The following is a 23,932-nucleotide window of genomic DNA, read 5'->3' on the forward strand; positions in this document are numbered from 1 at the left end:
TAAACATAGGGTGTTTCGCCCTCTAGGCTTGCGGGTAATAGTCTTGAATTGCTTTTACTTCCATCGGGTGAGATTTGAGCGATCGAATTCCCGCTGCTGTCGCTTTGGCACCGGCTATTGTGGTAATAATCGGGATTTTGTAAGTCAAAGCTGTGCGCCGGATAAAGATGCCGTCGGCGCGGGATTCTTCGCCGGAAGGCGTGGTGATAATTAGTTGAATTTTCTCATTTTTGATCGAATCCAACAAATTCGGCCGCCCTTCGTGCAGTTTCAATTCCAAATCTACCTCTAAACCTTGCTCTCGCAAAACTTTGCGTGTCCCGTGAGTTGCGACTACTCGGAAACCCAATTCTAAGAATTCCTTGACAACGGGTACAACTGCTAGTTTGTCCCGATCGCGCATCGAAACCAGCACGGTTCCCAACAGCGGCATCATTTGTCCAGCACCTAATTGAGCTTTGGCAAAGGCTTTGCCAAAATCGGTGTCAATTCCCATGACTTCGCCGGTCGATCGCATTTCTGGCCCTAACAAGGTATCAGTTCCCGGAAACTTAGCAAAGGGCAATACAGCTTCTTTTACCGAAACATGAGTGGGTATAATCTCTTCAGTAAAACCCAAAGCTTCTAGAGTTTTGCCAGACATGACTCGCGAGGCCATTTTTGCTAAGGGAACTCCGATCGCCTTGGAGACAAAAGGCACTGTTCGAGAAGCGCGCGGGTTAGCTTCCAAAATGAAAACTTCTTCCCCTTGAACAGCAAATTGAATATTCATCAACCCGATGACTTTCAGGGATTTTGCTAATTCTACAGTCCAGCGGCGGATTGTTACCAAAGCTGCATCAGAAAGTGTTTGGTAAGGGATAGAACAAGCAGAGTCGCCGGAGTGGATTCCCGCTTCCTCGATGTGCTCCATAATACCGCCGATCGTCACATTGCCAGTAACATCGGCGATCGCATCGACATCAACCTCGATCGCATTCTCCAAAAACTTATCAATTAAAATCGGATGATCGGGTTCTACTAGCACGGCATAGGTCATGTAACGTTCCAATTCCGTATCGGAATAAACAATTTCCATTGCTCGCCCGCCTAATACGTAACTCGGTCGCACCACTACCGGATAACCGATCCGTTGAGCTACGATTAAAGCGTCCTCAAAACTACGGGCTAAACCGTTAGCAGCTTGCTGAATATCCAACTCGCGCAGAATCTTTTCAAATCGCTCCCTGTCTTCAGCAGTATCAATGGAATCCGGCGAAGTACCCCAAATTTTTGTTTGTACATCGGGGTGATTTTCGAGGGCTTTTTGTAAAGGCAGCGCCAATTTCAGTGGCGTTTGTCCACCAAACTGAATAATTATTCCTTCGGGATTTTCGGCTTCGATGATGTTGAGAACATCTTCTTTTGTTAGCGGTTCAAAATACAGGCGATCGCTCGTATCATAATCCGTCGAAACCGTCTCCGGGTTCGAGTTGACCATAATTGTCTCAAAGCCATCTTCTCCTAGGGAATAGGAAGCGTGACAGCAGCAGTAATCAAACTCAATTCCCTGTCCGATCCGGTTCGGCCCGCCACCTAAAATCATCACTTTTCGTTTGGTAGAAGGCAAAACTTCCGACTCCGGCGCCAGACTGTGGCCTACAGGCGAAACTTTCTTTTCTTCATCGCCCAATTCCCAAATTGCCGCTCCCGCTTCGTAGGTGGAATAATAATACGGTGTAAACGCTTCAAATTCAGCGGCACAGGTATCGACTGTTTTGTAAATCGGAATTACGCCTAACTGTTTGCGGTAAGCGCGGACTTGATCTTCCGATGTTTTGGTGGCGTAAGCAATTTGGCGATCGCTAAAACCCAACTGCTTTACTTCAAACATTGTCTCTTTTGTCAACTGTTCCAACCGCGTTCGTTTCAAGAACTTCTCAGTTTCCAGCAATTCCTGCATTTTATCCAAAAACCAAGGATCGATTCCTGTAAACTCGAAGATATCTTCCACCGACATTCCCATCATCATCGCGTGGCGAACTGTAAAAATGCGATCGGGATTTGGTGTCCGCAATCCGGCGCGAATTTGTTCCAAACTCGGCAACTTTTCCGGTTTGTCGCACCCGAAACCTGCGCGGCCTGTTTCCAATCCCCGCAGGGCTTTTTGGAAAGATTCGTTGAAGCTGCGCCCGATCGCCATTACCTCCCCAACTGACTTCATTTGCGTTGTCAGAGTCGGTTCGGAACCGGGGAACTTTTCAAAGGCAAATCGGGGAATCTTCGTCACCACGTAGTCAATTGTCGGCTCAAAAGACGCCGGAGTTTTCTTGGTGATATCGTTGGAAATTTCGTCTAGGCTGTAACCTACCGCTAATTTTGCCGCCATTTTGGCAATAGGGAAACCAGTTGCTTTCGAGGCCAAGGCGGAGGAACGGGAAACCCTAGGGTTCATTTCAATAACGATGAAATCTCCGTTGACAGGATTGACGGCAAATTGAATATTGGAACCGCCGGTTTCAACTCCGATTTCGCGAATAATTTTCACCGAAGCATCTCGCAGGCGCTGATATTCTTTGTCTGTGAGAGTTTGCGCCGGGGCGACGGTGATAGAATCGCCGGTGTGGACGCCCATCGGGTCGAGATTCTCGATCGAACAAATAATCACTACATTATCTGCCAAATCTCGCATTACTTCGAGTTCGTACTCTTTCCAACCAATCAAAGATTGTTCGATTAAAATTTGCGATACTGGACTGGCATCAATCCCGCCTTGTGCCATTTCTTCAAACTCTTCTTGATTGTAAGAAATGCCGCCTCCCGTGCCTCCCATTGTAAAAGCAGGACGAATAATTAACGGATAACTGCCGATTTGGTGACCAATGGCTTTGGCTTCGTCGAGAGTGTTGGCGATTCCCGAAGGGCAAACTGCAACCCCGATTCGCGCCATCGCTTCCTTAAATAATAGCCGATCTTCGGCCATTTCAATTGCTGGCAACTTAGCACCAATCAACTCGACGTTGTACTTTTCTAAAACGCCATTTTTAGCGACGGCAACTGCTAAATTTAGCGCCGTTTGACCGCCCATAGTCGGTAAAACTGCTTGAGGTCTTTCTTTAGCGATGATTTGTTCGAGGATGGCCGGCGTTAGAGGTTCGATGTAAATGCGATCGGCAGTTTCGGGATCGGTCATAATCGTTGCCGGGTTGGAATTCACCAACACTACTTCAAAACCTTCTTCTCGCAAAGCTTTGCAAGCTTGTGTCCCTGAATAGTCAAATTCGCACGCTTGACCGATAACAATTGGGCCGGAACCAATGAGAAGAATCTTTTTTAAGTCTTGACGACGGGGCATAGGTTCGTAATTAGTAATTGGACAAGGTTGAGGATTAATTTGATATTTTGCATCAGTCTTAGAAACAGGCTTTCTAAGCTGTTCCCCCAAAAGCTTACTCAAAAAAGTGCAAGTTTTGTTGTTAATTTGAAATTGTGCACCATTCTCAGCCTTTTGGAAGCAGAACCTAGCAACTCCGGCCCACAGACACCCCCAGCTAACCAGAAATATTGATGAGAAAAGGGTGCAGTCGATCGGTAAATCAAGACTATTTTAAGTGTTGCGGTCAAATCGTGTTCTAAAATACACAATCCCTGTATTCCGCCGGATTAATCATTGTAGGGACTTCCGTCAAGGCGTGTCCTGACTGTGGGGAACGGATAAAATTAACGGGGTTGGATGATGAAATTTCCCGTAGCACGGGCGAGGGCCCGACGCCATCGCCCTCGGAGGATGTGACAATCGTAGATATAGCCATGTAGCCGCGGCGATGGAGGACACGGCAATACCTTGTCCAAAGCGTGTCAACTTAAGCCCATCGTCCGCCAGCCCTCCCACCCGCCCGTCAGTCCGCCAGGGAATGAATTCCCTGTCTAATAGCTAAAGTCCTCTCAAGAGGACTAATGAGTTTAAAAGTCTTCTTCTGAGTCCTCATCGCGAGGAGTTGAGTTTTGAGGCAGGGGTTTCAACCCCTGTCGGACTGCGGGTTTAACGTGTTTGTGGACACGACGAAAGGCACGGTGTCGTGTCCCTAGCGTATTTCAGCCTATTTTTAGGCTTTGCGCGATCGGCGAATGAGTACGCTTATAACTTGTCCCGGCTTTGCACCTCGCTGCGGCGGACTCCAATCGCCGACTTGGGCAAATCCCAGTCGGTACAAGGTGTGAATGGTTTCTAACACGGCTGCGCGGGAACCGACAACCGTTATCCGCACGACTTCCTGTTCGGATACTGCTGAGGCGTCATTTGGACGCGCGGACAAGTTATCGTCAGGCACGAATTCCTGTGACATAATATGATCTCCTGGTTTTTGGTTTTCTAGGAAAACCCAAAAACCCAGCCGCCCCGCACGGTAACACAGAGCAGGGCGGCTACAGAGAGTGTTAGAATTCTCCATTAGCCTCCAGACTGGTTAGCTCAGTTTGGCGGTTAGCTGTCTATTGCTGTTGGCGCAGCAATGGGCAGTGCAACTAGATTTTTGAGCGACGCGGGCTGCTTCCTCCTTGAGGAAAGCAGCCTTATTTTCACAGCGTAGCCGCAGATGGGGGCCGCCGTCAATCGATTTTAGATTTTAGATTTTAGATTTTAGATTGGGGTTTTCCTCCTGCAACTCAATCGATTTTAGATTTAAGATTTAAGATTGAGATTTTCCTGCAACAACTCTCTGGTCTCTCCCACCCTCCCCTTCTCCCACTCTCCCACTCTCCCCCTCTCCCCCTCTCCCTCTCCCCCTCCCCCCCTCTCCCTCAATCCAACCCACTAGATGAGGGAATGCGCCGAGGAAGAGGTAAAATATGGAATCGTTCCAAAAGCTTAAAATCAAAAAACTAAAATACAGATATGCCTACAACTCAAGTGCGAATATTCCTTGCACCTGCTGCTTGAAGGCAACCACATCAATTTTTGATTTTTGATTTTTGATTTTTGATTGTCCTCCAACAACTCTCCCCATCTCCTATGCCTAGAACACCAAGCGAATATTCCGTACACCTGCTGCTTGATGGCGGCCACCGCGAAGAAGTGCGTTTCGCAACCCTGCAAGATTTTCAAAAGTGGTACAGCAGTACGCTGGTGCCGAAACAAGATTCAAGAGAATTTCTTAACGTCCCGATTAAAAATATTCAAGGCGAATACATGGTAGTTCGGCCTACCAGTGTTCTCGCAATTCGCGTAGAACCGATATTTACTTCTAGCGTCGAACGATACGATGAATAAGGAAAATAATCAATTCAGTAGGGAAGATTGGAAATTGATCAAGATTTTTCGCTATCAGCTATTAGCCATCGCCTGTTGCGTTTTGGCGATCGCTTTTTCGGTGCCCGCCGTTGCAGTTCCATCGCTGCAACCAATTAGTGTAAATCAGTTACAAGCGAGTGAGTTGGAGTCGATCGCCTTTGACGCTCAAATCTGGGGCGAAAATGGCAAACCGGGCGATAAAGAATTGCTGTTAAGGTCGATCGACCACAGCCTGCGCTATCTCAATACATCAGCCGCCGCCACTGCTTACAGCCGCTATCCAGTAGCAGGAGTTACGCGCGATCGAGTCCGCCGTTCCCTCGATCGATTCCGCCAATTAGTTGTCAGTTCCACAACCCCAGCACAACTTCAGGAATCTGTCAAGCGCGAATTTGTATTTTACAAATCCACGGGCAAAGATGGCAAAGGAACAGTCGCATTTACAGGTTATTTCGAGCCGACTTACGCAGCATCTCGCACGCCTAATGCCGAATACCGTTATCCCCTGTACCGGATGCCGCCAAACATGGCATCTTGGCCGAAACCTCACCCGACAAGATTGCAATTAGAAGGCGCAGATGCTTTGCAGGCAAGTAAAGGATTGCTGCGAGGATTAGAATTAGTTTGGTTGCGCGATCGATTCCAAGCATTTCTCGTGCACGTCCAAGGTTCTGCGAGATTGCAACTAACAGATGGTAGCGTAATGACCGTCGGTTTTGCAGGCAAAACCAGTCATAGTTATACAGGAGTTGGACGAGAATTAGTTAAAGACGGAAAGTTTACTTTAGAAGAGTTAAATTTGCCGAAACTCAGGGAATATTTCACCAACTTTCCCGCAGATATGAACAAATATTTGCCGAAAAATGAAAGCTTTGTATTCTTCCGGGATACTAATGGAGTTCCAGCCACAGGAAGCATTGGAGTGCCAGTAACTGCCGAAAGGTCGATCGCCACCGACAAAGCCTTAATGCCACCCGGTGCACTAGCATTAATTAGTACAAAACTCCCTTATCCGAATGGGGCGGGACAACTCGAACAAAATGCCGTGAATCGGTACGTTTTGGATCAGGATACTGGGGGTGCAATCAAAGGCGCGGGGAGAGTTGACGTATTTATGGGAACGGGGGATTTAGCGGGCGATCGGGCCGGTTATATCAACTCAACAGGAGAACTGTATTATCCGCTTTTAAAGTAGATTAATTCTACTTTATGTGATTGTTTGCTGTGCGTCGCCATCCCGGACACGGCACTGCCGTGTCCCTACAGATATCGTCGGCAATCAATATATAATCTATTTTTGATAATTGCTATAAAATAGAAAATACCCCACCCTCCCAACCTCACAAATGCTCAACAAAATTCTGCAATTCTTCAAACGACTAATTCAGCGGCTGTTCGGAACCCCAACCAAACCCTCCCCACCGCCGGAAAATACCGCCATCCGCCCAACCTTAACTGACGCGGAATACGAGTCGAAATTCATGGAAATCCTGGAAGGGGTGAATGCCGGCTGGAGTCGAGGGGATGTAGCGGGATTCTTAATCGCAAAACGCCTTAAAGATGGTGAATTGGCGGCTTGGCTGCGACGGTTTGGGCAAAGATTGTTAGAGGGGGAAAACCTGCAGGGCGGGCACGGGGGCACCGCCCCTACGGATGCGGTGGCATCGTTTCAGGAATTGGCGCAGCGGCTGGTTTTGTTAGGTAGAATTGGCAGCGGAGAATTGTCAGAGGTTGCGAGGCAAATGGGGCGGGAGATATTGACACGGTTTCCGCTGCCGGAGGTTGAGGAGGAGGATACAAAGGGGAGGGTGATTGAGGCGGTGTTTGTTGGGGATGGTTTGGGTTTTTCTGGGGAAGGAAACCGCAGAGGCGCTGAGGCTGGGGAGGCTGAATCGGAAGTTAATGTAGAGGCGAAAGCCTGGTGCGAGAGAGGGAATGAGCAGTATAATTTAGGAAACTTTGAAGAGGCGATCGCATCTTATACCCAGGCAATTGCTCTCCAACCAGACTATCACGATGCTTTGCACAACCGAGAGGTAGCGCAACGTAAGTTAGGCGACATTAAATAGGCGAACTCGCTTGTCTCCCTAATTTTTGCTAGGTATTGCGATCGGTATGATAGTATTAAGAATTAACCCATTTTTTGTCGCTAATTATTATAGACTAAAATAGAAGTTGGAGGATTTAAATCCTCACTACCAACTTAATTGGTAAGGTGCACAATCCGCACCATAAAATATGTTTATCCTATGAGGATTAATCCCAAATCCTTGCATCCAAAACCCAAATCGAATGACACAAGTAATCGGCATTGACTTAGGCGGAACCGCCATTAAACTCGGCAGATTTAGCGAAGACGGCATTTGTCATCAATCCTTAACTGTCCCCACCCCTCAACCCGCAACGCCAGAAGCCGTTTTAGCCGCGATGACTGATGCTATTTTACAACTGAATCCGGTCGAAAATGCTGTAAGTGCGATCGGCATCGGCACTCCAGGCCCCGCAGACGCCTCCGGCCGCATAGCGAGAGTTGCAATTAACCTCAAAAACTGGCATAACGTCCCCCTCGCTGACTGGTTGGAAGCTAAAACCGGACTGCCGACAATATTAGCAAATGATGCCAACTGTGCCGGATTGGGAGAAGCTTGGCTGGGCGCAGGAAGGAACTTTAAAAACCTAATTTTAATAACTTTAGGTACAGGAGTCGGCGGTGCAGTTATCCTAGACGGCAAACTATTTGTAGGTCATCAAGGCGCGGCCGGAGAACTAGGATTGATTACTATAAATCCCGACGGCCCGGAGTGCAACAGCGGCAATCGCGGTTCTTTAGAACAGTACGTTTCGGTGCAAGCAATTCGCCGCGAAACGGGTTTGGAACCGCTAGAATTAGCAAATCTAGCTAAGTCGGGAGATGCCAAAGCTTTAGAATTTTGGCAAAATTACGGGCGCTATCTGGGTATCGGTTTGGCAAGTCTCATTTATATTTTGACGCCGGAAGTTATTATTATCGGCGGTGGAATTAGTGCAGGTGCAGAATTTTTCTTGCCGAAGGTGAGAGAAGAAATTGAGCGGCGGGTGTTGCCAACTTCTCGCGAAGATTTACAGTTATTGGTTGCTGAATTGGGCAATCAAGCAGGCATGGTAGGCGCGGCCAAATTAGCTTGGCAGCTTGTTCAATAGTTAAAATTTAAAAAAGCAGCGCCGTTTATTGCGCTTTTTTCATATCTAAACTTAGGGTGCAACCTAAGCACCTTACCCCAAAAAAAATTAAAATAAATGTTAGGATTTACTAAAAATAGTCTTCCTTCCTCCTTCATTGTTCATACTTCTAACTAATGACTAATGACTAACAACTAATGACTAATGACTAACAACTAACGACTAATGACTAATGACTAATGACTAATGACTAATGACTAACAACTAATGACTGCTTCATGGCAGAGATTGTCCAGTCGTATTTTTAATGTATTCCTGAATTTCTTGATAAGTTTCCGGGTTGTTTTGGCGCAGGATAATAATATTAGTTGCGCTGTCCGGCAGGCAAAAGCTTAGCCGACCGTTCTGTTCGCAAGCAAAAGAGCTAATTCGACTCATATCGATCGCAAATTCTTTGCGGTCATAATGAATTTTAATCCACGAACCTCTCGAATTGCGATCGATGGTTTTTTTGAGGTAATCGAGAACTTGCTTGTAAGCCTCAGAATTGCCTTGGGGATTGAGGATAATCGGCTGACTGCTATTAGGCAGCCAAAAGGTGAGACGCTTGTTATCCAGTTCGCTAGAAAAAGCACTAATAGTGTCAAGGTCAATTATGTATGTACTTTTCTCATAAGTAATTTTGCTCCAATAAGCCACAAAGCCTCCTCAAACCTGTGTTTCCTGGTATTTTAGGATAGTTTGACAACTGCTACCATTTTAGATTTTAGATTGTAGATTTTAGATTGGGCATGACTGATGACTATCTGGGTTGGGAAGTTGCCTAAAGTTGCATTTTTTGGGGAAACTGGTATCACCCTTGAAATCCGTAAAAAGTTAAGTAAAAATATCAGCATTGTTACCTTCTGGCTTCTGCCTTCTGGCTTCTACCTTCTGCCTTCTCCCTTGTGGTACTAGCCCCCCAGCCCTAGCATAGGGGTTGGGGGGGAGGTTTTTCACTCGTTGAGAATGCTGCCCGATATCTAGTCCGGTAAGTGCGACCCCTATCAAATCCTATTGGTCTGTTGGGTGGGTTTTGTAATGTCCATTGTCGGGGCGATTTGAATATTGTCTACTCGGAACCGCCCCTACAGACCTCTAATATATCAGAACTAATCGATCGCACATGATATGAGATCAGTTTGCTGCAACTTTCCCAGCCACCAAGTCGCGACCCTCATCTTCTAAAACCTCCTGCTTTCCCTGGATGCTAGCGGCCTGGATAAACCCTTGAAACAATGGGTGGGGGGCGCTAGGTCGAGATTGGAATTCGGGGTGAAATTGGCAGGCTATGAAAAAGGGATGGTTGGGAAATTCGATCATTTCTACCAATCGGCCGTCTGGAGATGTACCGGAGACTGCATAACCTGATTCTAAGAAAAGATTGCGGTAGGCGTTGTTAAATTCGTACCGATGGCGGTGTCGCTCGTAAATCACTTCTTTCTGATAAAGTTTGAAAGCTAGCGTGTCTGGGTTGACACGGCACGGATACAAACCCAGTCGCATTGTACCGCCCAAATCGACTACATCTTGCTGTTCTGGCAATAAATTAATTACCGGATTTGCTGTATCTGGGTTAAATTCAGCGCTGTTGGCATCCTTTAGTTGGGCGATGTTGCGCGCCCATTCAATCACAGCACACTGCATCCCCAAACACAAGCCCAAAAATGGAATTTTGTGGTGTTTAGCATATTCGATCGCAGCTATTTTGCCGTCAACTCCCCGAACCCCAAAACCTCCCGGTACAAGAATGCCGTTGATACCTTTGAGATAATTATCGAGGTTTCCCGATTCTAAATCTTCTGAGTTAATCCAGTGCAAATTCAGGTCGCCGCCGATCGCAATTGCCGCGTGCCGCAAAGCTTCGACCACCGAAAGATAAGCATCATTCAACCGCACGTATTTGCCAACTAAAGCAATATCAATTTTGTGATTGGGACTGTAAAGCCTGTTGACTAAAGTTTGCCACTGATGCAAATCTGGCTGGCGATGTTCGAGTTGCAGCAAATTGAGGGTTTGTTGGGCCAAACCTTCCTGTTCCATCATCAGCGGCACTTCGTAGATACTTTTAGCATCTTGAGCGGTGATGACACATTCTTCGGGGACGTTGCAGAATTCCGACAATTTCTGTTTCATGCCCAAAGACAGCGGGCGATCGCACCGACAGACTAAAATATCTGGTTGAATGCCGATCGACCGCAATTCCTTCACCGAATGCTGAGTCGGTTTAGTTTTCATCTCTCCAGCCGAAGGAATCCAAGGTATCAGCGTCACGTGCATATACACAACATTTTGCCGCCCCACATCCTTGCGAAACTGGCGAATTGCCTCCAAAAACGGCAAAGATTCAATATCTCCCACCGTTCCGCCGATTTCCGTAATCACCACATCGGGATTGGTATTTTTTGCTACCCGGTGAATTCGATCTTTAATCTCGTTAGTGATGTGCGGAATCACCTGCACCGTGCTCCCCTGATACTCACCGCGGCGTTCTTTGTTAATCACCGCTTGATAAATGGAACCCGTGGTGACGCTATTGAGGCGAGACATGGAAGTGTCGGTAAAACGCTCGTAGTGCCCCAAATCCAAGTCAGTTTCCGCACCATCTTGCGTGACAAAGACTTCTCCGTGCTGAAACGGGCTCAGAGTGCCGGGGTCAACGTTAATATAGGGGTCTAGCTTCAAAATCGAGACTGAATAGTCCCGCGACTTCAATAGGCGGCCCAAGGAAGCACCGACAATTCCCTTGCCGATGCTGGAAACCACGCCGCCGGTCACAAACACAAATTTGCTCATAGGATTTTCGACTTTAGATGCTTCAATGTCAGGTCAGACTCAAATGTGACATAGGTAATCCATAAGGGCAACCACGGGGGATTGCCCCTACACCCATTTGACCAAATTATTGACGATTGTTATGTGCTTGCAACCAAGTTGTCAAATCTGACACACTGGCAAAGTCTAATAGTGCCTCTCCTAGATTCTCTAATTGCTGAGCGGATAACTGAGCGATGCTGGTTTTGAGATCCGGCGACAGCACGCCGACACTTCGCTCCAACTGACGAACAATTAATGTCACTTTTCCTTGTTTGATGCCTTGTTCGATGCCTTGTTCGATGCCTTGTTCTCTCCCGATTCTGGTAGCTTTGGTAATTGCACCGCGCTGGTCTTGAATAAAAATTTCTCGCCTTTCTAAATCCTCCAATTCATCAGGATCGAGATTTGCTTCATTGGCAATTGTAAAAGCTTTGCGGAGTTCCGGTACATTTCCCAACTCTTCCGGCACCGACCTTAACGTGCGAGCGGTTTTCATGAAATATATCCACTTGTCAGTCAGAGTCTCTAATTCTGCTAAAGTCTTGTCAAATTTGGGCAACTCAACAAATACAAATTCTAATTCATCCGCCAAATACTCGACCCGATTGTTTTTTTCTTTGATACAAAACCGCGAAATTACTGTTTCCAGATGCTCAAACATTTGGAAATCTGTAATCGTCAAGGCAATCACGGGATTTAAGAGGTTGTAGTTTTCTCCGCTTTTCAATTGCACTGAGTAAGCTTTGGTAGCATTGTATAAAATCCGCTTCTCAAAGGATTCTACATTCAAGACCTGCATTTCAATTATCACTGTTTTGCTGCCACTAATTTTAGCTTTGACATCCAAGTAAGTATCTTTGACTCCTTTGATTTTGGGAGCTAAATAAGGGTCAAGAATTTCTAAATCTTCGATGACTGGCTGCGCTTCGTAGAGGATGGCATTTAAGAAGCTAATCAAAATGTCTTTGCTGTCAGCAGAGCCGAAGATTTTTTTAAATGCAAAGTCGGTTTTGGGGTTAATAAAATTCATGGCTTTTTCAATTTATTAGAGATTGAGAGGTTGAGGTTAGAGTTATTTAATTATTTAACTATCATACAATCTTCTAGGTTGGGTTCGCGGACGATCGCCCCAACCGACCTCACCCAAATACAGATGCAAGCCGGCGACAGCAGCCGCCCTGAGCAATCATGGCTTCGACAAAAGTTCCAGCACCCAGTCCGCCCCTAGGCGAGTCAATCGATTTTAGATTTTAGATTTTAGATTTTAGATTAAAGAATTGAAGCATTGACCCAGCCCAAAAACGGATACGCTGCCACGTACAGGAGTCGTGGAAAGATAAAAATTTTAGACCCTAGTTCAAGCTCCCAGATTTATCTGTGGGGTAAATCCAAAATCTAAAATCAGCCCTACGCGCTCAGTCATTTTCCCAAAAAGCTAACTCAGGAACGTTTCGGCAATCGTAAAGTCATGGTAAACAAAGCACCTCAAGTCTGCTAAAAAAAACAGCTATGAAGTTTGTCTGCGTTCTATCCCCTCAACGGTTGCTTTGTACTGGTATGGCATTGCTCGCTGCGATCCTCTTCGAGGGCTTCGCTAACGAGTGTGGCGCGTGGCTTGCTCCCCATGCAGCGCGGGCAAAAGAGCCTGGGGAAAATTATTCGTCTGTGTCGCCGAAAATCCTCGCTAGTAACGATGTTAATTGCAATGGGGGACGATCGCCCGAAACTCGCTGTCCAGTCGGCGGTTTGTTCGTCAAAACTCCCAACACGACGCCAGAACAAGTCTTTCCTCTGAAACAGACTGAAGTTAAAGCCAAAATAGCTGGCAATATCTCCCGCGTCGAAGTTGTTCAGAAGTTTGAAAATCCTTTTCCCGAATCTATAGAAGCTGTTTATATATTTCCTTTGCCCGACGAAGCGGCGGTGGATGATATGGAAATTAAAATAGGCTCACGAACTATTAAAGCTGATATCAAACGCCGCGAGGAAGCTTTGGAAATTTACGAACAAGCCAGAAAGCAGGGCAGGACTGCTGGTTTGTTGGAACAAGAACGATCCAATATTTTTACTCAGTCTCTGGCTAATATCAAACCGGGAGAAAAAATTGAAGTTACGATTCGCTACACGGAAAGTCTCAAGTTTGCCGGCGGCGATTACGAATTTGTGTTTCCAATGGTGGTAGGGCCGCGCTATATTTCGGGAAATTCGACCCCCCCCAACCCCTCCTTAGCAAGCGGGGGCTATAGTTCTGGTGCCGATCGCATTAACCCGCCTGTTTTGCCTCCGGGAACGCGATCGGGTCACAATATTGCTGTTTCGGTAGAAATAGATGCCGGAGTTGCGATCGGCGATGTCCGCTCTACTTCTCATCAAATTACAACAGATCGCAGCGGCAATATTGTGCAAGTTCAATTAGCCAATTCAGACACAATTCCCAATAAAGATTTAATTTTGCGCTATCGAGTGGCGGGCGAAAATACGCGCGCAACTGTCTTGACTCAATCCGACCAGCGGGGCGGTCATTTTGCTACTTATTTGATTCCGGCATTAAACTACAAAACTAATGAAATTGTACCTAAAGATGTCGTGTTTCTGATGGATACTTCCGGTTCTCAACAGGGCGAACCGCTGGCAAAATCTAAGGAGTTGATGCGCCGCTTCATTCAAGGGCTGAATCCCAACGATACTTTTACTATTATTGATTTTGCCCATACTACGCAAGCGCTTTCAACAAATCCTTTAGCGAATACAGCAGAAAATCGACAAAGTGCTATTAATTATATCGAGAATTTGCAGGCTAACGGTGGTACAGAACTGCTTAACGGCATTCAAGCAGTGATGAATTTTCCGGCGGCGGCTACGGGAAGGTTGCGGAGTATTGTATTAATTACGGACGGTTACATTGGTAATGAAAATGAAGTGCTGGCTCTGGTTCAGCAGAGTCTGAAACCAGGAAATCGACTTTATAGTTTTGGTGTCGGCGGTTCGGTGAATCGCTTTTTGCTCAACCGTTTGGCGGAAGTGGGAAGAGGCACGTCTCAGGTAATTCGTCAAGATGAACCGTCAGCAGAAGCAGCAGAAAAGTTTTTTCGTGAAATTAATAGTCCGGTATTGACTAATATTCAAATTAGTTGGGAAGGAGTGGGGGAAAAACCGGAGATTTATCCGATCGCACCCCCAGACTTGTTTGCGAGTGGGCCACTGGTTTTGTTTGGCAAAAAGACCGATCGAACTAACGGCAAACTTCGCATCCGCGGCACTCTTGCAGGTGGCAAAGCTTACGAGCAAGTTTTACCTGTTAATTTTGCTCAATCCGGCGGGCGGCAGCGGGAGTCTACTTCAGTCTCCGCAACCGCTACGGATTTTGGCAATCCGGCGGTAGCTCAACTTTGGGGGCGATCGCGCATTAAAGATTTAATGAATCAAATGTTTGGTGGCGAGACTAAATCTCTGGTGGAAGCTGTGACTAATACTGCTCTGACTTATCGGTTGCTGTCGGAATACACGGCTTTTGTGGCTGTGAGCGAAGAAGTGCGAGTCGAACCCGATGGATCTCGTCGCCGAGTGCAAGTGCCTGTAGAATTGCCGCAGGGTGTCAGCTATGAGGGTATTTTTGAGTCGGGAGGGGTAGAGCCAACTAGGGGCGGCACTCGCAGCGTTACCTCGAATCGCAACTCGGCACCAGTGAGTCCAGTTCCTGCTATGCCGCCGCCGCGAGGTTACGGTGAGTTGCAACCATCGCAGCCAAAGGCTTCTCGCCTCCAAGTAGTTAGCGCCGAAGGGTTGGATGCCGGGGCGATCGTCGCTTTGACTCAATACTTGCAATCTGTTAATCTCCCGGCGGGGGTTAGCGGTGAAACGGTGTGGGAGTTATCGGTACAAGACGGCCGCGTTGCCAGATTGGCGATCCTCTTCGTTGGCGTAGCCCCCGTAGGGGCGGGCTTCGCTAACGACACTCAAACCTCGACGCTGCAAGCAACAGACGCCGTAGAGGCTCTCAAGAGGGCCTTGAGTTCCTGGCAACCTCCTGCAGGATTCAAGGGCACGCTGCGCCTGAAGTTGCGAATTACGGTTGAGCGTTAAGGAATGACTATCTATGTCAAGAAACATTAATTTTTAATTCAAAAATACCGAAACCGGGATCGCTACCGCGAGGAAGATATAAAATCTTTATTAAGAGATTGCCTTTAAACAGAAAGTGATGTTAATGAAATTTATACCGTTTGAGGCAAATGCTAAAACAGTTTCCTTTCTGAAACAGTTTCCTTTCTGAAACAACCTTAACAGTAAAGATTTCTGGATCGAAACCCCCCAATCATAGAAGGTATGATGCCCTATGGAAGTTAGTGAACTGCTCAACAATTACGAAAAAGGAGAAAGAGACTTTACTGGAGCCGACCTCAGCGGGAAAGACCTCAGCGGAGCAATCTTAATCGGAGTCAACCTTTCGCGAGCTAATCTTTCCGGGGCGAACCTCAGCAGGGCGTTTCTCACCAAAGCAACACTCAAAGATGCACAGATGCACAGAGCAAATTTAAGTTTTGCCAAAATGGGTGAAACCCAACTCTCAGGTGCAGATTTGACAAAAGCCAATCTCAGCGGAGCTTTTTTGGTAAAAGCAAAGTTGCCCAAAGCAAAGTTAAGCGGCGCAACTTTAACTGGCGCAAACCTCCGGGCTGCTGTGTTGTGGAATGCCAATTTGTGCAGCGCCGACTTGCAATTAGTTAACTTGCTGGGCGCGAATTTGACGGGAGCTAATTTTAAGTGGGCCAACCTTTACGGTGCAAGGCTCAACAGTGCAAAACTTTTTGGAGCTCAATTAACCGGAGTCAGTCTGCGGCGAGCGCAGTTGACAGGGGTGAATCTCTGCGGTGTAGATTTGAGCGGCGTCAACGTGAGCGAAGCTAAACTAATGGGAGCTAATTTGGAAGGCTCGAATTTGGCGGGGGCGAATTTCAGCGCGGCTCAGTTGCGTGGGGTGAAGTTGGCGGGTGCAAACTTAACCGGGGCTAAGTTGAGGGGAAGTTGTTTGAGAGGGGCAAATCTGAATTGGGCAAAGTTGTCTCAAGCAGATTTGATGGCGGCAGATTTGAGCGAGGCGACGTTAATAGGAGCTAATTTAGATAATGCTTTGTTGACGGGAGCTATTTTGCCGGAATCTACTAGGCGCTATTTTTCCTTAGCTGGGGCTGGCAAAGTCAATTCTTGGGAAGTTAATGAGATTAACGGTTGATTGTTGACTGTTGACTGTTGACTGTTGACTGACAAAAGAAGTCCTGACTACAAACGACTATCGATAGGTTTGTAGTCAGGACTTTAGTCCTAAATTATCCAATGAAGAGGGAGTGAAGTCCCTACTACAAATGGTCAGGAAGCTAGGAATTATGACTCGTAGGGCCAATGACGCCGATTTTGTGGCGAAAACTTAGTTCGCCGCCGAACCAGCCTGTAATGCCCAGCAAGGTTGCCACGACGATCGATATTGCTAAACCTGTATATACGATCGGCTCAGCCGGATTTCCTTGTCGCAACACCAGGTTAATCAGGGTAAGTACCATAACCGCCACATTGCCGCCCATGTGCAACCAACCGGCACTGCGCTCGCGCACTCTTTTAACTTTGAAAAAATCTAAAAAGCCCGTGATTGCGGCCAAAATCCCCGCAGCAAAACCGACACCCATCAGCCAAACCGAAGCTCTCGCCCAAAACGGATCGCTTGTCAGCCAATAACCGATGTCCGTGCCGGCGGCTCCTACTAAAAAGGCTACCGGAAAGATGACGATGATGGGGTGGATGGGATGGCCTGCAACTGAAAGCGTACTCGTAATACCGGCGTCGCGATACTCTCTGTCGTCACTTTCTAAAATCGGCGGAAGATTGGGATAGGGCGTACTATTTCTTTGATTTGTTTCCATGATTTATACCGATAACTTTTGTACAACAAAGCCGTTTTTATTGGATTGAACTTAATCCCAAATCCGCTCGCCATTTTCGTCAACGCGGGCCTGCCGAATTACGTCGGAAATTTCCTCGGCGTCTTTGACGTGGTGCAAAGCTTTCTTTTCCCCATCCGGTTCTTCGACGATCACATAAGTTGGAACTGTAACTGTATCTCCCGTGATGTCGGGTACGTGGTCTACCGCTAGTTGCTGGGCTTTTTCTTCGATGGTTTGCGGTTCGTCGGAAATACGATCGCCCGGATTGACAGTGCGCTCCATATCTTTGCCTGGTTTGTCGATACTCATAAAAACCTCTCTGGTATTTCTAATTTTTTGCTGACTCTAATTCCTACTATTGAACGAAAAATATCTCTACGCAAACATCTCCCGACGGGTGGAAGTTTCAGTTAGGGCGATCGCAGGCAGCCTCTTCCTGTAGGTAGAGGTTTTTCGATTGGTGCCGAAAAAACGTAAGCTAAAATCTAAGCATGATATTTTCATTTCCTTTGAGTTGCCCATGAAAAGTTACGATTGGATTGTTGTCGGCGGTGGCATTACGGGTGCGGCACTGAGTTACGAACTGGCAAAAAAAGGTTTTGCTGTGCTGCTTTTGGAACGAGATGCTACCATGCAAAATGCTACTCGTTTTAGTTATGGCGGCTTGGCTTATTGGTCGGGAACGACTGATTTAACTCGGCAATTGTGTCGGGAAGGTATTGAACGCCACCGCCATTTATCAGCGGAATTAGATGCTGATACTCAGTTTCGCGAGTTGGATTTGTTGCTGACAATTGATGCGGGCAATGATGCCGAAAAAGTAGCGGCTAATTACGCGCATTTTGCGATCGTTCCGCAGCTTGTGAGTGTTGCAGAAGCTGGCGATTTGGAACCTTTGCTGAATAAAAGTGCGATCGCCGGAGCTCTGACTGTGCGTCACGGTCACATTTCGCCGAGTTCCACAAATAAAGCTTATTGTCAAGGGTTTCTGCGGTTGGGAGGAACGAGAGAATTTGCTGAAGTAATTGGGTTTATAGAAGAGGGAAATCGGATTTCGGGAGTCAAGACGGCGCAGGGAATTTATCGTTGTGAAAATGCTGTTGTTTGTGCTGGAGGTTGGAGTCGGAGTTTACTGAAGCTAGCTGGTTTTTCTGTCGGAGTTTATTTTACTCGCACGGAAATTTTGGAAACTGCACCTGTGGATTTGAAACTCAGAACTTTGGTGATGCCTGCGGTATTAAAACGTTTTGAATTGGAAGCTAAATCTAGTAGAAATGAGGTGGATTTTCTTTGGGATGAACCTGGTAAAGAGTTGCTGTCGCCGATTTTAGATTCGGGTGCCATTCAGTTTAATGATGGGAGTTTGCGGATCGGGCAATTGTCGCGCACTTTGAGCGATTTGAATGCTAAAGTCGATCGCGAAACCAGCGAAACGGCAATTCGTGCAGGCATCAGCAAAGTTTTGCCTGATTTGGCAGGTTTACCTGCAACTTGGCACGAGTGTAGTGTGGCCTTCAGCGCTGATAATTTGCCTGTAGTGGGGCCGATTGCCGATCGCCCTGGATTGCACGTTTTTTCGGGTCTCAGCAATCCTTTGGTGATTGTACCTGCTTTGGCTGAGCGATTTGCGAAGGCGGCGGGGGGAGAAGAAGATAGGGCGATCGAGCTTTTGTCTCCCAATAGATTTATCGCAGAAGGAAGTTCGGCAACGGATTCTGTAACGGATGTAACGGATGTCAGGAATAAGGAATAAGGAAGAAGGATAGATGACTACTGACTACTGACTACTGACTACTGACTACTGACTACTAACTAAAAAAGGCAGCGCGACAATAAATGTAGTACCTTTGCCGATCGCACTTTCCACACTTATTGTACCGCCGTGCAGGTCAACTATGTGTTTGACAATGCAGAGGCCCAAACCCGATCCTTTAATGTTGCCTACATTAGCACCCCGTTCAAACTGCTGAAATAGTTTTTCTTGATATTCCGGTGTCATCCCAATTCCCTCATCTCGAACGCACAAAATTATTTGCTGGTTTTCGCAGCTTAAGTCTAAACTTACCTTGCCGCCGTTTGGAGAATATTTAATGGCGTTTGAAAGCAAATTAGTCAGAACGTGGTGCAGTAGTTTTGCATCAAGATTGGCGTGCAGCGGATTTGTGTGACTGCGGAAATGTATTAGGTGTTTGTCGGTGACGATAGGTTGCAGTTCTTCTAAAATAGAATTGCATAAATCCGTCGCATTAATCTGATTTAAATTTAAGGAGATTTTGCCGGCTTCAGCTTTGCTAAGCATTAAAATATCTTCCAGCAACCCACTCATATTACTGACGGCTTTTTTAATGCGAGCGACATTTTTATGGGTAGTTCCGGGGGGTCTATGCGAGTCGCTATCTTCTAGCATTTCAGCCGATAACTGTATAGTAGTTAAAGGAGTGTTTAAATCGTGGTAAGCCATAGAAATAAAGCGCGATCTATTTTCGCTTTTTTCTGCTGCTAACGCCATTAATTTTTTCAAACTAACTGCTTCTTGATGTTTGCTCAGTGCTATCTTGATAGTGGCGTGCATTTCTCTTTCTTTAAAAGGTTTGAGCAGGTAGCCGTAAGAACCAGTATTTTCGGCTCGCTGCAAAGTTTCGTCGTCAGCATAGGCAGTTGTATAGATAATTGGTATATCTAATTCTTGATTAATTATTGCTGCTGTTTCTATGCCGTCAATGTCGCCTTTGATAACTATATCCATTAAAATTAAATCGGGTCTTAGTTCGTGGGCGCGCTGGATGGCATCCGCTCCTGAAGAAACTATATCGGCGATTTGATATCCCAATTTCTCTAGTTTTGGGGATAAATTTTTAGCAATTAACAGTTCGTCTTCGACAATCAAAATCTTAATTGGTTTTTCGGCAAAACTCATATTCTTACAATCTTTGAAAGTAGTTTAACTCGTTAAATTTTAAGTGAAAGGATGTACCAAATTCTCTGGATATTTCGATGGTTCCTTCTAACTGCTCGGTTAAAGTGCAGACAACTTGAAACCCCATCGAGTGAGTTTTCCGAAAATCTAAGTTTTGAGGAAAGCCAATGCCGTTGTCCTTAACTAAGAGGTTGATTTCTCGATCGCCCGTTTGATAACATTCTACACTAACTGTACCAGTTGTGCCATCAGGAAAAGCGTGTTTCAGCGTATTTGAAACCAATTCATTGGCAATTAAACCGCAGGGAGTAGCGGTTTCAAGATTTAGGGAAATTGGCTCAGCTAATACCTGCAACTGAATTTGGTTGTTGCTAATATTGTAAGAGTGAAACAAATTACTTACCAAATCTTCGAGATATTCACCAAAATTAATTTGCGCTAAATTAGTCGAACGGTACAGTTTTTCGTGAATCAGAGCCATAGAATAAAGGCGATTCTGACTTTCTTCAAACATTTTGCTTACTTGCGGGTCGGCAACTGTGTTCGATTGCAATTCTAACAGACTGGCAACTACGCAAAGGTTGTTTTTGACGCGGTGGTGAATTTCTTTGAGCAAAATTTCTTTTTCTCTGAGGGAGTTTTTTAAATTTGCTTCCGCTTGTTTGCGGTCGTTCAGTTCAGCTTGCAGTTGCTGGTAAAGTAAAGATTGCTGAATGGCGATCGCCAATTGATTCACCAACTGCTGAAATAAATTGATTTCCCATTCTTTCCAATCACGAGGCCGATCGCATTGGTGGGCAATCAGCAATCCCCAAAGTTTGCTGTGCTGAATAATCGGCACTACTAACTTTGCCTTAACTTGAATTTGTTTCATAAACTCCATCACACAAGGTGTAATGCTGGGAGAATCTAGTTCGGAAATTGCAGAAATTCGCCCTTGCAAATAAAGCTGATAACTGTCAGGGGGAAAAACCTCTTCGCCAAAACATCTATCTACGAGTTGGCTGCATCCTTCTGCCACGGCTTCAGCAATGACTCGCCCGCCGCTTTTGGGTAAAAGTTGATAAACCAAAACTCGATCTGCTAATAATACTTGCTGGAGTTCGGCAACCGTGGTGTTGAGAATTTCCTCTAATTGCAAAGACTGGCGGACACGACGGGCGATCGCCTCCACAAGCCGTTCTTGCTCGAACTGCTGCCCCCTAGCGAGTTCGGCGTATTTAGAATTGCTAATATCAGCGGCATAACCAATAATTTCGATCGGAATGCCCATGCTGTCAACCAATAATTTTAGTTCCGTCCTTAGCCAGCGGTAACTTCCGTCTTGGTGTAGAAAACGATACTCGCAAATGCAATTTTTTTCCTCGGATAAATCCAAAAAATTCACGAGAAATTGTGGTCGATCTTCAGGGTGAATCCGGCTCGACCAAAATTTACAATCTGCTAACAATTCTTGGGGATCGTAGCCAACGATTGTCTGAACGTTGTCGCTGATGTAAGTAGTACAAAAGTCCCCCGTCGGTGCGGCGGTAAAAATTACCGCCGGATTAGAACCCAGCAAAAATTGCAGGCGTTCTTTTAACTGCTGAAATTCCATTTCTGCTCGCTTACGATAACTGATATCTTCGATCGCCCCCATGCTGTAGAGAGGAATGCCCTCGCGATCGCGGATCAGCGTCACCGTTAAGTTTGCCCACATCAGATCGCCATTCTTCTTAATCAAGCGTTTTTCGCTTTGGAAGCGAGAAATATTGCCGCCGATCAACTGCTTGACTTCCTCTACATCTGCTTGTAAATCTTCTGGATGCGTGAGTTCACTAAAAGTCATGCTAGCCAACTCCGAATCGCTGTAGCCCAACATCTGGCGGTGAGCTTCATTGACTTTAATCGTGCGGAAGTCGCGCAGGCTTACCAAACCAAGCGCGATCGGAGCATCGTCAAATAAGTTGCGAAACTTTTCCTCACTCTTTTGCAATGCAGCTTCTGCGTGTTTGCGAGCGGTAATGTCTCGCGCGACCCACATCACCCGATCACAATCCAGTGGCGAAATACTGGCATCAAACCAAAATAATTTGCAGCCAATTTCCATCCTGTATTCAACTCTGTGGGTTTCCCCAGATGCCAATGTTTGGCGAATGTGGGCCAGGGCAAAATTAGCTTCCGCTTCTGGGAAGATTTCGGCGAGGGTTTTGCCCAGCACTTCAGGAGCAGGTTTGTACAGCAGTTCGGGGGCCGTGGGGGCGATTTTGAGGTAGCGACCGCTTGCGTCGAAAACCAGCACGATATCCGTCATGGCGTTAAACAGCGCCAGCAGTTCGGCTTCGGAGTTTTGGAGTTTTTCTTCGGTCAATTTGCGCTCGGTAATGTCGGTGTCAGTGCCAGTCAGGCGGAAGGCCTTGCCAGAAGCCGATCGAATCGCGCTGCCGCGGGCAAGTATCCAGCAGGTGCTGCCGTCTTTACGCAGCATCCGGTGTTCTACTTCATAAATTTCTGTCAAACCCTCTAGATAAGCATTTACTGCTTCGGCGACTACAACTCGATCGTCGGGATGAACGTGAGACGCCCAATTTTCCATGCGGTTAGGAATCTCTACGTCTTGATAGCCCAACAAAGCTTTCAAAGACGGAGCAATGTAGATTTCGTCGGTTTCCAAATTCCAGTCCCAAACCCCCACTTTGCCGGCCGATACTGCCATTTCGTACCATTGTGTCCGCTGCTGCACTCTCCGTTCTAACTCTGCATTGAGCTGCTGCAAAGCGATTTCTGCTTGTTTGCGATCCGTGACATCCCTGCCTGCTGCTTGATACTCGACGATTTGTCCGCTCTCGTCAAATATCGCCCGATCGATCCACTGCTGCCAGCGAATTTCCCCGCTCGGCAAAATTACTCGGTGTTCGCAGATAAAAATAGGGTTGTCGGGAGACACAGAAGTATATTGCTGTTGAAAAAGTTCTCGGTCTGGTTCTGGGATCAGCGTCATGAAGCTGTTGCCCAGTAAGTCGATCGGCTGCAAGCCGAAATAACGGCAGTAAGCTTGATTGACAAAAGTTATTTTACCGTCGGGGAGGTAGCGGCAAATCAGTTCGGTTTGGTCTTCCACAATCGCCTGGTAGCGCGCCTCGCTCTGCTGCAGGGCATTTTCGGCATTTTGGCGATCGCTGACTTTTTCTAGTTCACAATTGCCCTCTAACAGTTCGCATTGTTCCTGGAGTTTTGCCACTTCTTGGTGCAGTGCCTCGATCCAGCTATACATTGCGGGGCGAATACTTTTTTCACTGATTAAACCTACTGGCTGACCCCGTTCATCTACAATTGGCAAGTAATCGATCGAGTATTGACAAAATAGCTTAAATGCGGTAGTAATATCTGTAAATTCTGATTCTTGTAAGACAATTAAATTCCGCGTCATTGCCTCGGCAACTTTCATGCCTTGCCATCCATATTCGGTCGCAGCTAAGTTGAGCACATCTTCCGGGCTTAGCAGTCCGACTAGCTGATTTTTATCGACAACTAAGACGCAACTAATAAATGCTTTTACAGTTTCGTTTGAGTCGGGAAATGCAGGTGAATTAGGCAGTGGGCAATGGTTGTTCGTCCGACGCATCAGGGCGATCGCATCCCCGATGGAAGTTGAGGGCGCAACCGTCACAGGATGGCGATCGACAGCTTCGTCGGGCGATCGTAAATTGGCCGACAAATTAGCAAGTTCCATTAGTCTGGGTCAAAAAGTATTGTTAATTAACTTTAGCAACACTTTTAGTCATCAGCCAGATGACTTATGACTGATGATCGGCA

General features: G+C 46.5%; 16 protein-coding genes. 7 read left to right on the forward strand and 9 right to left on the reverse strand.

Features of this window, described 5'->3' with window-relative positions; genetic code table 11:
• Positions 1-22 precede the first annotated feature (22 nt).
• Complete coding sequence (gene carB / locus QUB24_RS00055) at positions 23-3,334, reverse strand: carbamoyl-phosphate synthase large subunit (protein ID WP_333149883.1); 3,312 nt, start codon at positions 3,332-3,334, stop codon at positions 23-25.
• Between the two features lie 751 nt (positions 3,335-4,085).
• Entirely contained in the window at positions 4,086-4,325 is a 240-nt protein-coding gene (locus QUB24_RS00060) for a hypothetical protein (protein ID WP_333149430.1), read from the reverse strand.
• Between the two features lie 665 nt (positions 4,326-4,990).
• Between QUB24_RS00060 and QUB24_RS00065 the strand changes: the two genes are divergently transcribed.
• The 4 genes from QUB24_RS00065 to QUB24_RS00080 all read left to right on the forward strand — a co-directional run bounded on the left by QUB24_RS00065 (position 4,991) and on the right by QUB24_RS00080 (position 8,449).
• Entirely contained in the window at positions 4,991-5,248 is a 258-nt protein-coding gene (locus QUB24_RS00065) for a hypothetical protein (RefSeq protein ID WP_333070949.1), read from the forward strand.
• Positions 5,241-6,464 carry a murein transglycosylase A gene (locus QUB24_RS00070; protein WP_333149432.1) on the forward strand — a complete coding sequence of 408 codons (1,224 nt, stop codon included), beginning with the start codon at positions 5,241-5,243 and terminating at the stop codon, positions 6,462-6,464. The genes QUB24_RS00065 and QUB24_RS00070 overlap by 8 nt, the downstream gene beginning before the upstream one ends.
• A gap of 151 nt (positions 6,465-6,615) precedes the next feature.
• On the forward strand, positions 6,616-7,338 hold the full coding sequence (locus QUB24_RS00075) for a tetratricopeptide repeat protein (protein ID WP_333149434.1): 723 nt from the start codon (positions 6,616-6,618) through the stop codon (positions 7,336-7,338).
• Between the two features lie 223 nt (positions 7,339-7,561).
• Positions 7,562-8,449, forward strand: coding sequence for an ROK family protein (locus QUB24_RS00080; RefSeq protein WP_333149436.1), 888 nt, complete (start codon positions 7,562-7,564; stop codon positions 8,447-8,449).
• A gap of 255 nt (positions 8,450-8,704) precedes the next feature.
• Here QUB24_RS00080 and QUB24_RS00085 read toward each other — a convergent pair whose 3' ends face one another.
• The 3 genes from QUB24_RS00085 to QUB24_RS00095 form a co-directional block, all read right to left on the reverse strand.
• Entirely contained in the window at positions 8,705-9,127 is a 423-nt protein-coding gene (locus tag QUB24_RS00085) for a hypothetical protein (RefSeq protein WP_333149438.1), read from the reverse strand.
• Between the two features lie 477 nt (positions 9,128-9,604).
• Positions 9,605-11,263 carry a CTP synthase gene (locus QUB24_RS00090; protein WP_333149440.1) on the reverse strand — a complete coding sequence of 553 codons (1,659 nt, stop codon included), beginning with the start codon at positions 11,261-11,263 and terminating at the stop codon, positions 9,605-9,607.
• Positions 11,264-11,369: 106 nt separating this feature from the next.
• A complete protein-coding gene (locus QUB24_RS00095; protein WP_333149442.1) occupies positions 11,370-12,314 on the reverse strand; it encodes an Rpn family recombination-promoting nuclease/putative transposase in 945 nt (314 codons plus the stop codon).
• A gap of 479 nt (positions 12,315-12,793) precedes the next feature.
• Between QUB24_RS00095 and QUB24_RS00100 the strand changes: the two genes are divergently transcribed.
• Together QUB24_RS00100 and QUB24_RS00105 are read left to right on the forward strand one after the other, a co-directional pair.
• Positions 12,794-15,367, forward strand: coding sequence for a VIT domain-containing protein (locus QUB24_RS00100; RefSeq protein WP_333149445.1), 2,574 nt, complete (start codon positions 12,794-12,796; stop codon positions 15,365-15,367).
• A gap of 253 nt (positions 15,368-15,620) precedes the next feature.
• On the forward strand, positions 15,621-16,517 hold the full coding sequence (locus tag QUB24_RS00105; protein WP_333149447.1) for a pentapeptide repeat-containing protein: 897 nt from the start codon (positions 15,621-15,623) through the stop codon (positions 16,515-16,517).
• A gap of 142 nt (positions 16,518-16,659) precedes the next feature.
• Here QUB24_RS00105 and QUB24_RS00110 read toward each other — a convergent pair whose 3' ends face one another.
• Complete coding sequence (locus QUB24_RS00110) at positions 16,660-17,199, reverse strand: DUF2231 domain-containing protein (RefSeq protein ID WP_333149449.1); 540 nt, start codon at positions 17,197-17,199, stop codon at positions 16,660-16,662.
• 51 nt (positions 17,200-17,250) lie between these two features.
• Positions 17,251-17,529 carry a hypothetical protein gene (locus tag QUB24_RS00115; protein ID WP_333149451.1) on the reverse strand — a complete coding sequence of 93 codons (279 nt, stop codon included), beginning with the start codon at positions 17,527-17,529 and terminating at the stop codon, positions 17,251-17,253.
• Positions 17,530-17,740: 211 nt separating this feature from the next.
• Here QUB24_RS00115 and QUB24_RS00120 point away from each other — a divergent pair, with 211 nt between their 5' ends.
• A complete protein-coding gene (locus tag QUB24_RS00120) occupies positions 17,741-18,973 on the forward strand; it encodes an FAD-binding oxidoreductase (RefSeq protein ID WP_333149453.1) in 1,233 nt (410 codons plus the stop codon).
• 45 nt (positions 18,974-19,018) lie between these two features.
• On the opposite strand, the gene QUB24_RS00125 is transcribed toward QUB24_RS00120, so the two are convergent.
• Together QUB24_RS00125 and QUB24_RS00130 are read right to left on the reverse strand one after the other, a co-directional pair.
• Complete coding sequence (locus QUB24_RS00125) at positions 19,019-20,137, reverse strand: ATP-binding protein (RefSeq protein ID WP_333149455.1); 1,119 nt, start codon at positions 20,135-20,137, stop codon at positions 19,019-19,021.
• Between the two features lie 4 nt (positions 20,138-20,141).
• Positions 20,142-23,849: a PAS domain S-box protein gene (locus tag QUB24_RS00130; RefSeq protein ID WP_333149457.1), complete on the reverse strand. Its 3,708-nt coding sequence runs from the start codon at positions 23,847-23,849 to the stop codon at positions 20,142-20,144.
• Positions 23,850-23,932 lie beyond the last annotated feature (83 nt).

It is taken from the genome of Microcoleus sp. B9-D4 (genome assembly GCF_036705105.1).
GTDB lineage: Bacteria > Cyanobacteriota > Cyanobacteriia > Cyanobacteriales > Microcoleaceae > Microcoleus.

Coding starts and splice junctions, on each gene's coding strand:
- carB (WP_333149883.1), bottom strand. CDS start 3,334: ATGCCCCGTCGTCAAGACTTAAAAAAGATTCTTCTCATTGGTTCCGGC.
- QUB24_RS00060 (WP_333149430.1), bottom strand. CDS start 4,325: ATGTCACAGGAATTCGTGCCTGACGATAACTTGTCCGCGCGTCCAAAT.
- QUB24_RS00065 (WP_333070949.1), top strand. CDS start 4,991: ATGCCTAGAACACCAAGCGAATATTCCGTACACCTGCTGCTTGATGGC.
- QUB24_RS00070 (WP_333149432.1), top strand. CDS start 5,241: ATGAATAAGGAAAATAATCAATTCAGTAGGGAAGATTGGAAATTGATC.
- QUB24_RS00075 (WP_333149434.1), top strand. CDS start 6,616: ATGCTCAACAAAATTCTGCAATTCTTCAAACGACTAATTCAGCGGCTG.
- QUB24_RS00080 (WP_333149436.1), top strand. CDS start 7,562: ATGACACAAGTAATCGGCATTGACTTAGGCGGAACCGCCATTAAACTC.
- QUB24_RS00090 (WP_333149440.1), bottom strand. CDS start 11,263: ATGAGCAAATTTGTGTTTGTGACCGGCGGCGTGGTTTCCAGCATCGGC.
- QUB24_RS00095 (WP_333149442.1), bottom strand. CDS start 12,314: ATGAATTTTATTAACCCCAAAACCGACTTTGCATTTAAAAAAATCTTC.
- QUB24_RS00100 (WP_333149445.1), top strand. CDS start 12,794: ATGAAGTTTGTCTGCGTTCTATCCCCTCAACGGTTGCTTTGTACTGGT.
- QUB24_RS00105 (WP_333149447.1), top strand. CDS start 15,621: ATGGAAGTTAGTGAACTGCTCAACAATTACGAAAAAGGAGAAAGAGAC.
- QUB24_RS00110 (WP_333149449.1), bottom strand. CDS start 17,199: ATGGAAACAAATCAAAGAAATAGTACGCCCTATCCCAATCTTCCGCCG.
- QUB24_RS00115 (WP_333149451.1), bottom strand. CDS start 17,529: ATGAGTATCGACAAACCAGGCAAAGATATGGAGCGCACTGTCAATCCG.
- QUB24_RS00120 (WP_333149453.1), top strand. CDS start 17,741: ATGAAAAGTTACGATTGGATTGTTGTCGGCGGTGGCATTACGGGTGCG.
- QUB24_RS00125 (WP_333149455.1), bottom strand. CDS start 20,137: ATGAGTTTTGCCGAAAAACCAATTAAGATTTTGATTGTCGAAGACGAA.
- QUB24_RS00130 (WP_333149457.1), bottom strand. CDS start 23,849: ATGGAACTTGCTAATTTGTCGGCCAATTTACGATCGCCCGACGAAGCT.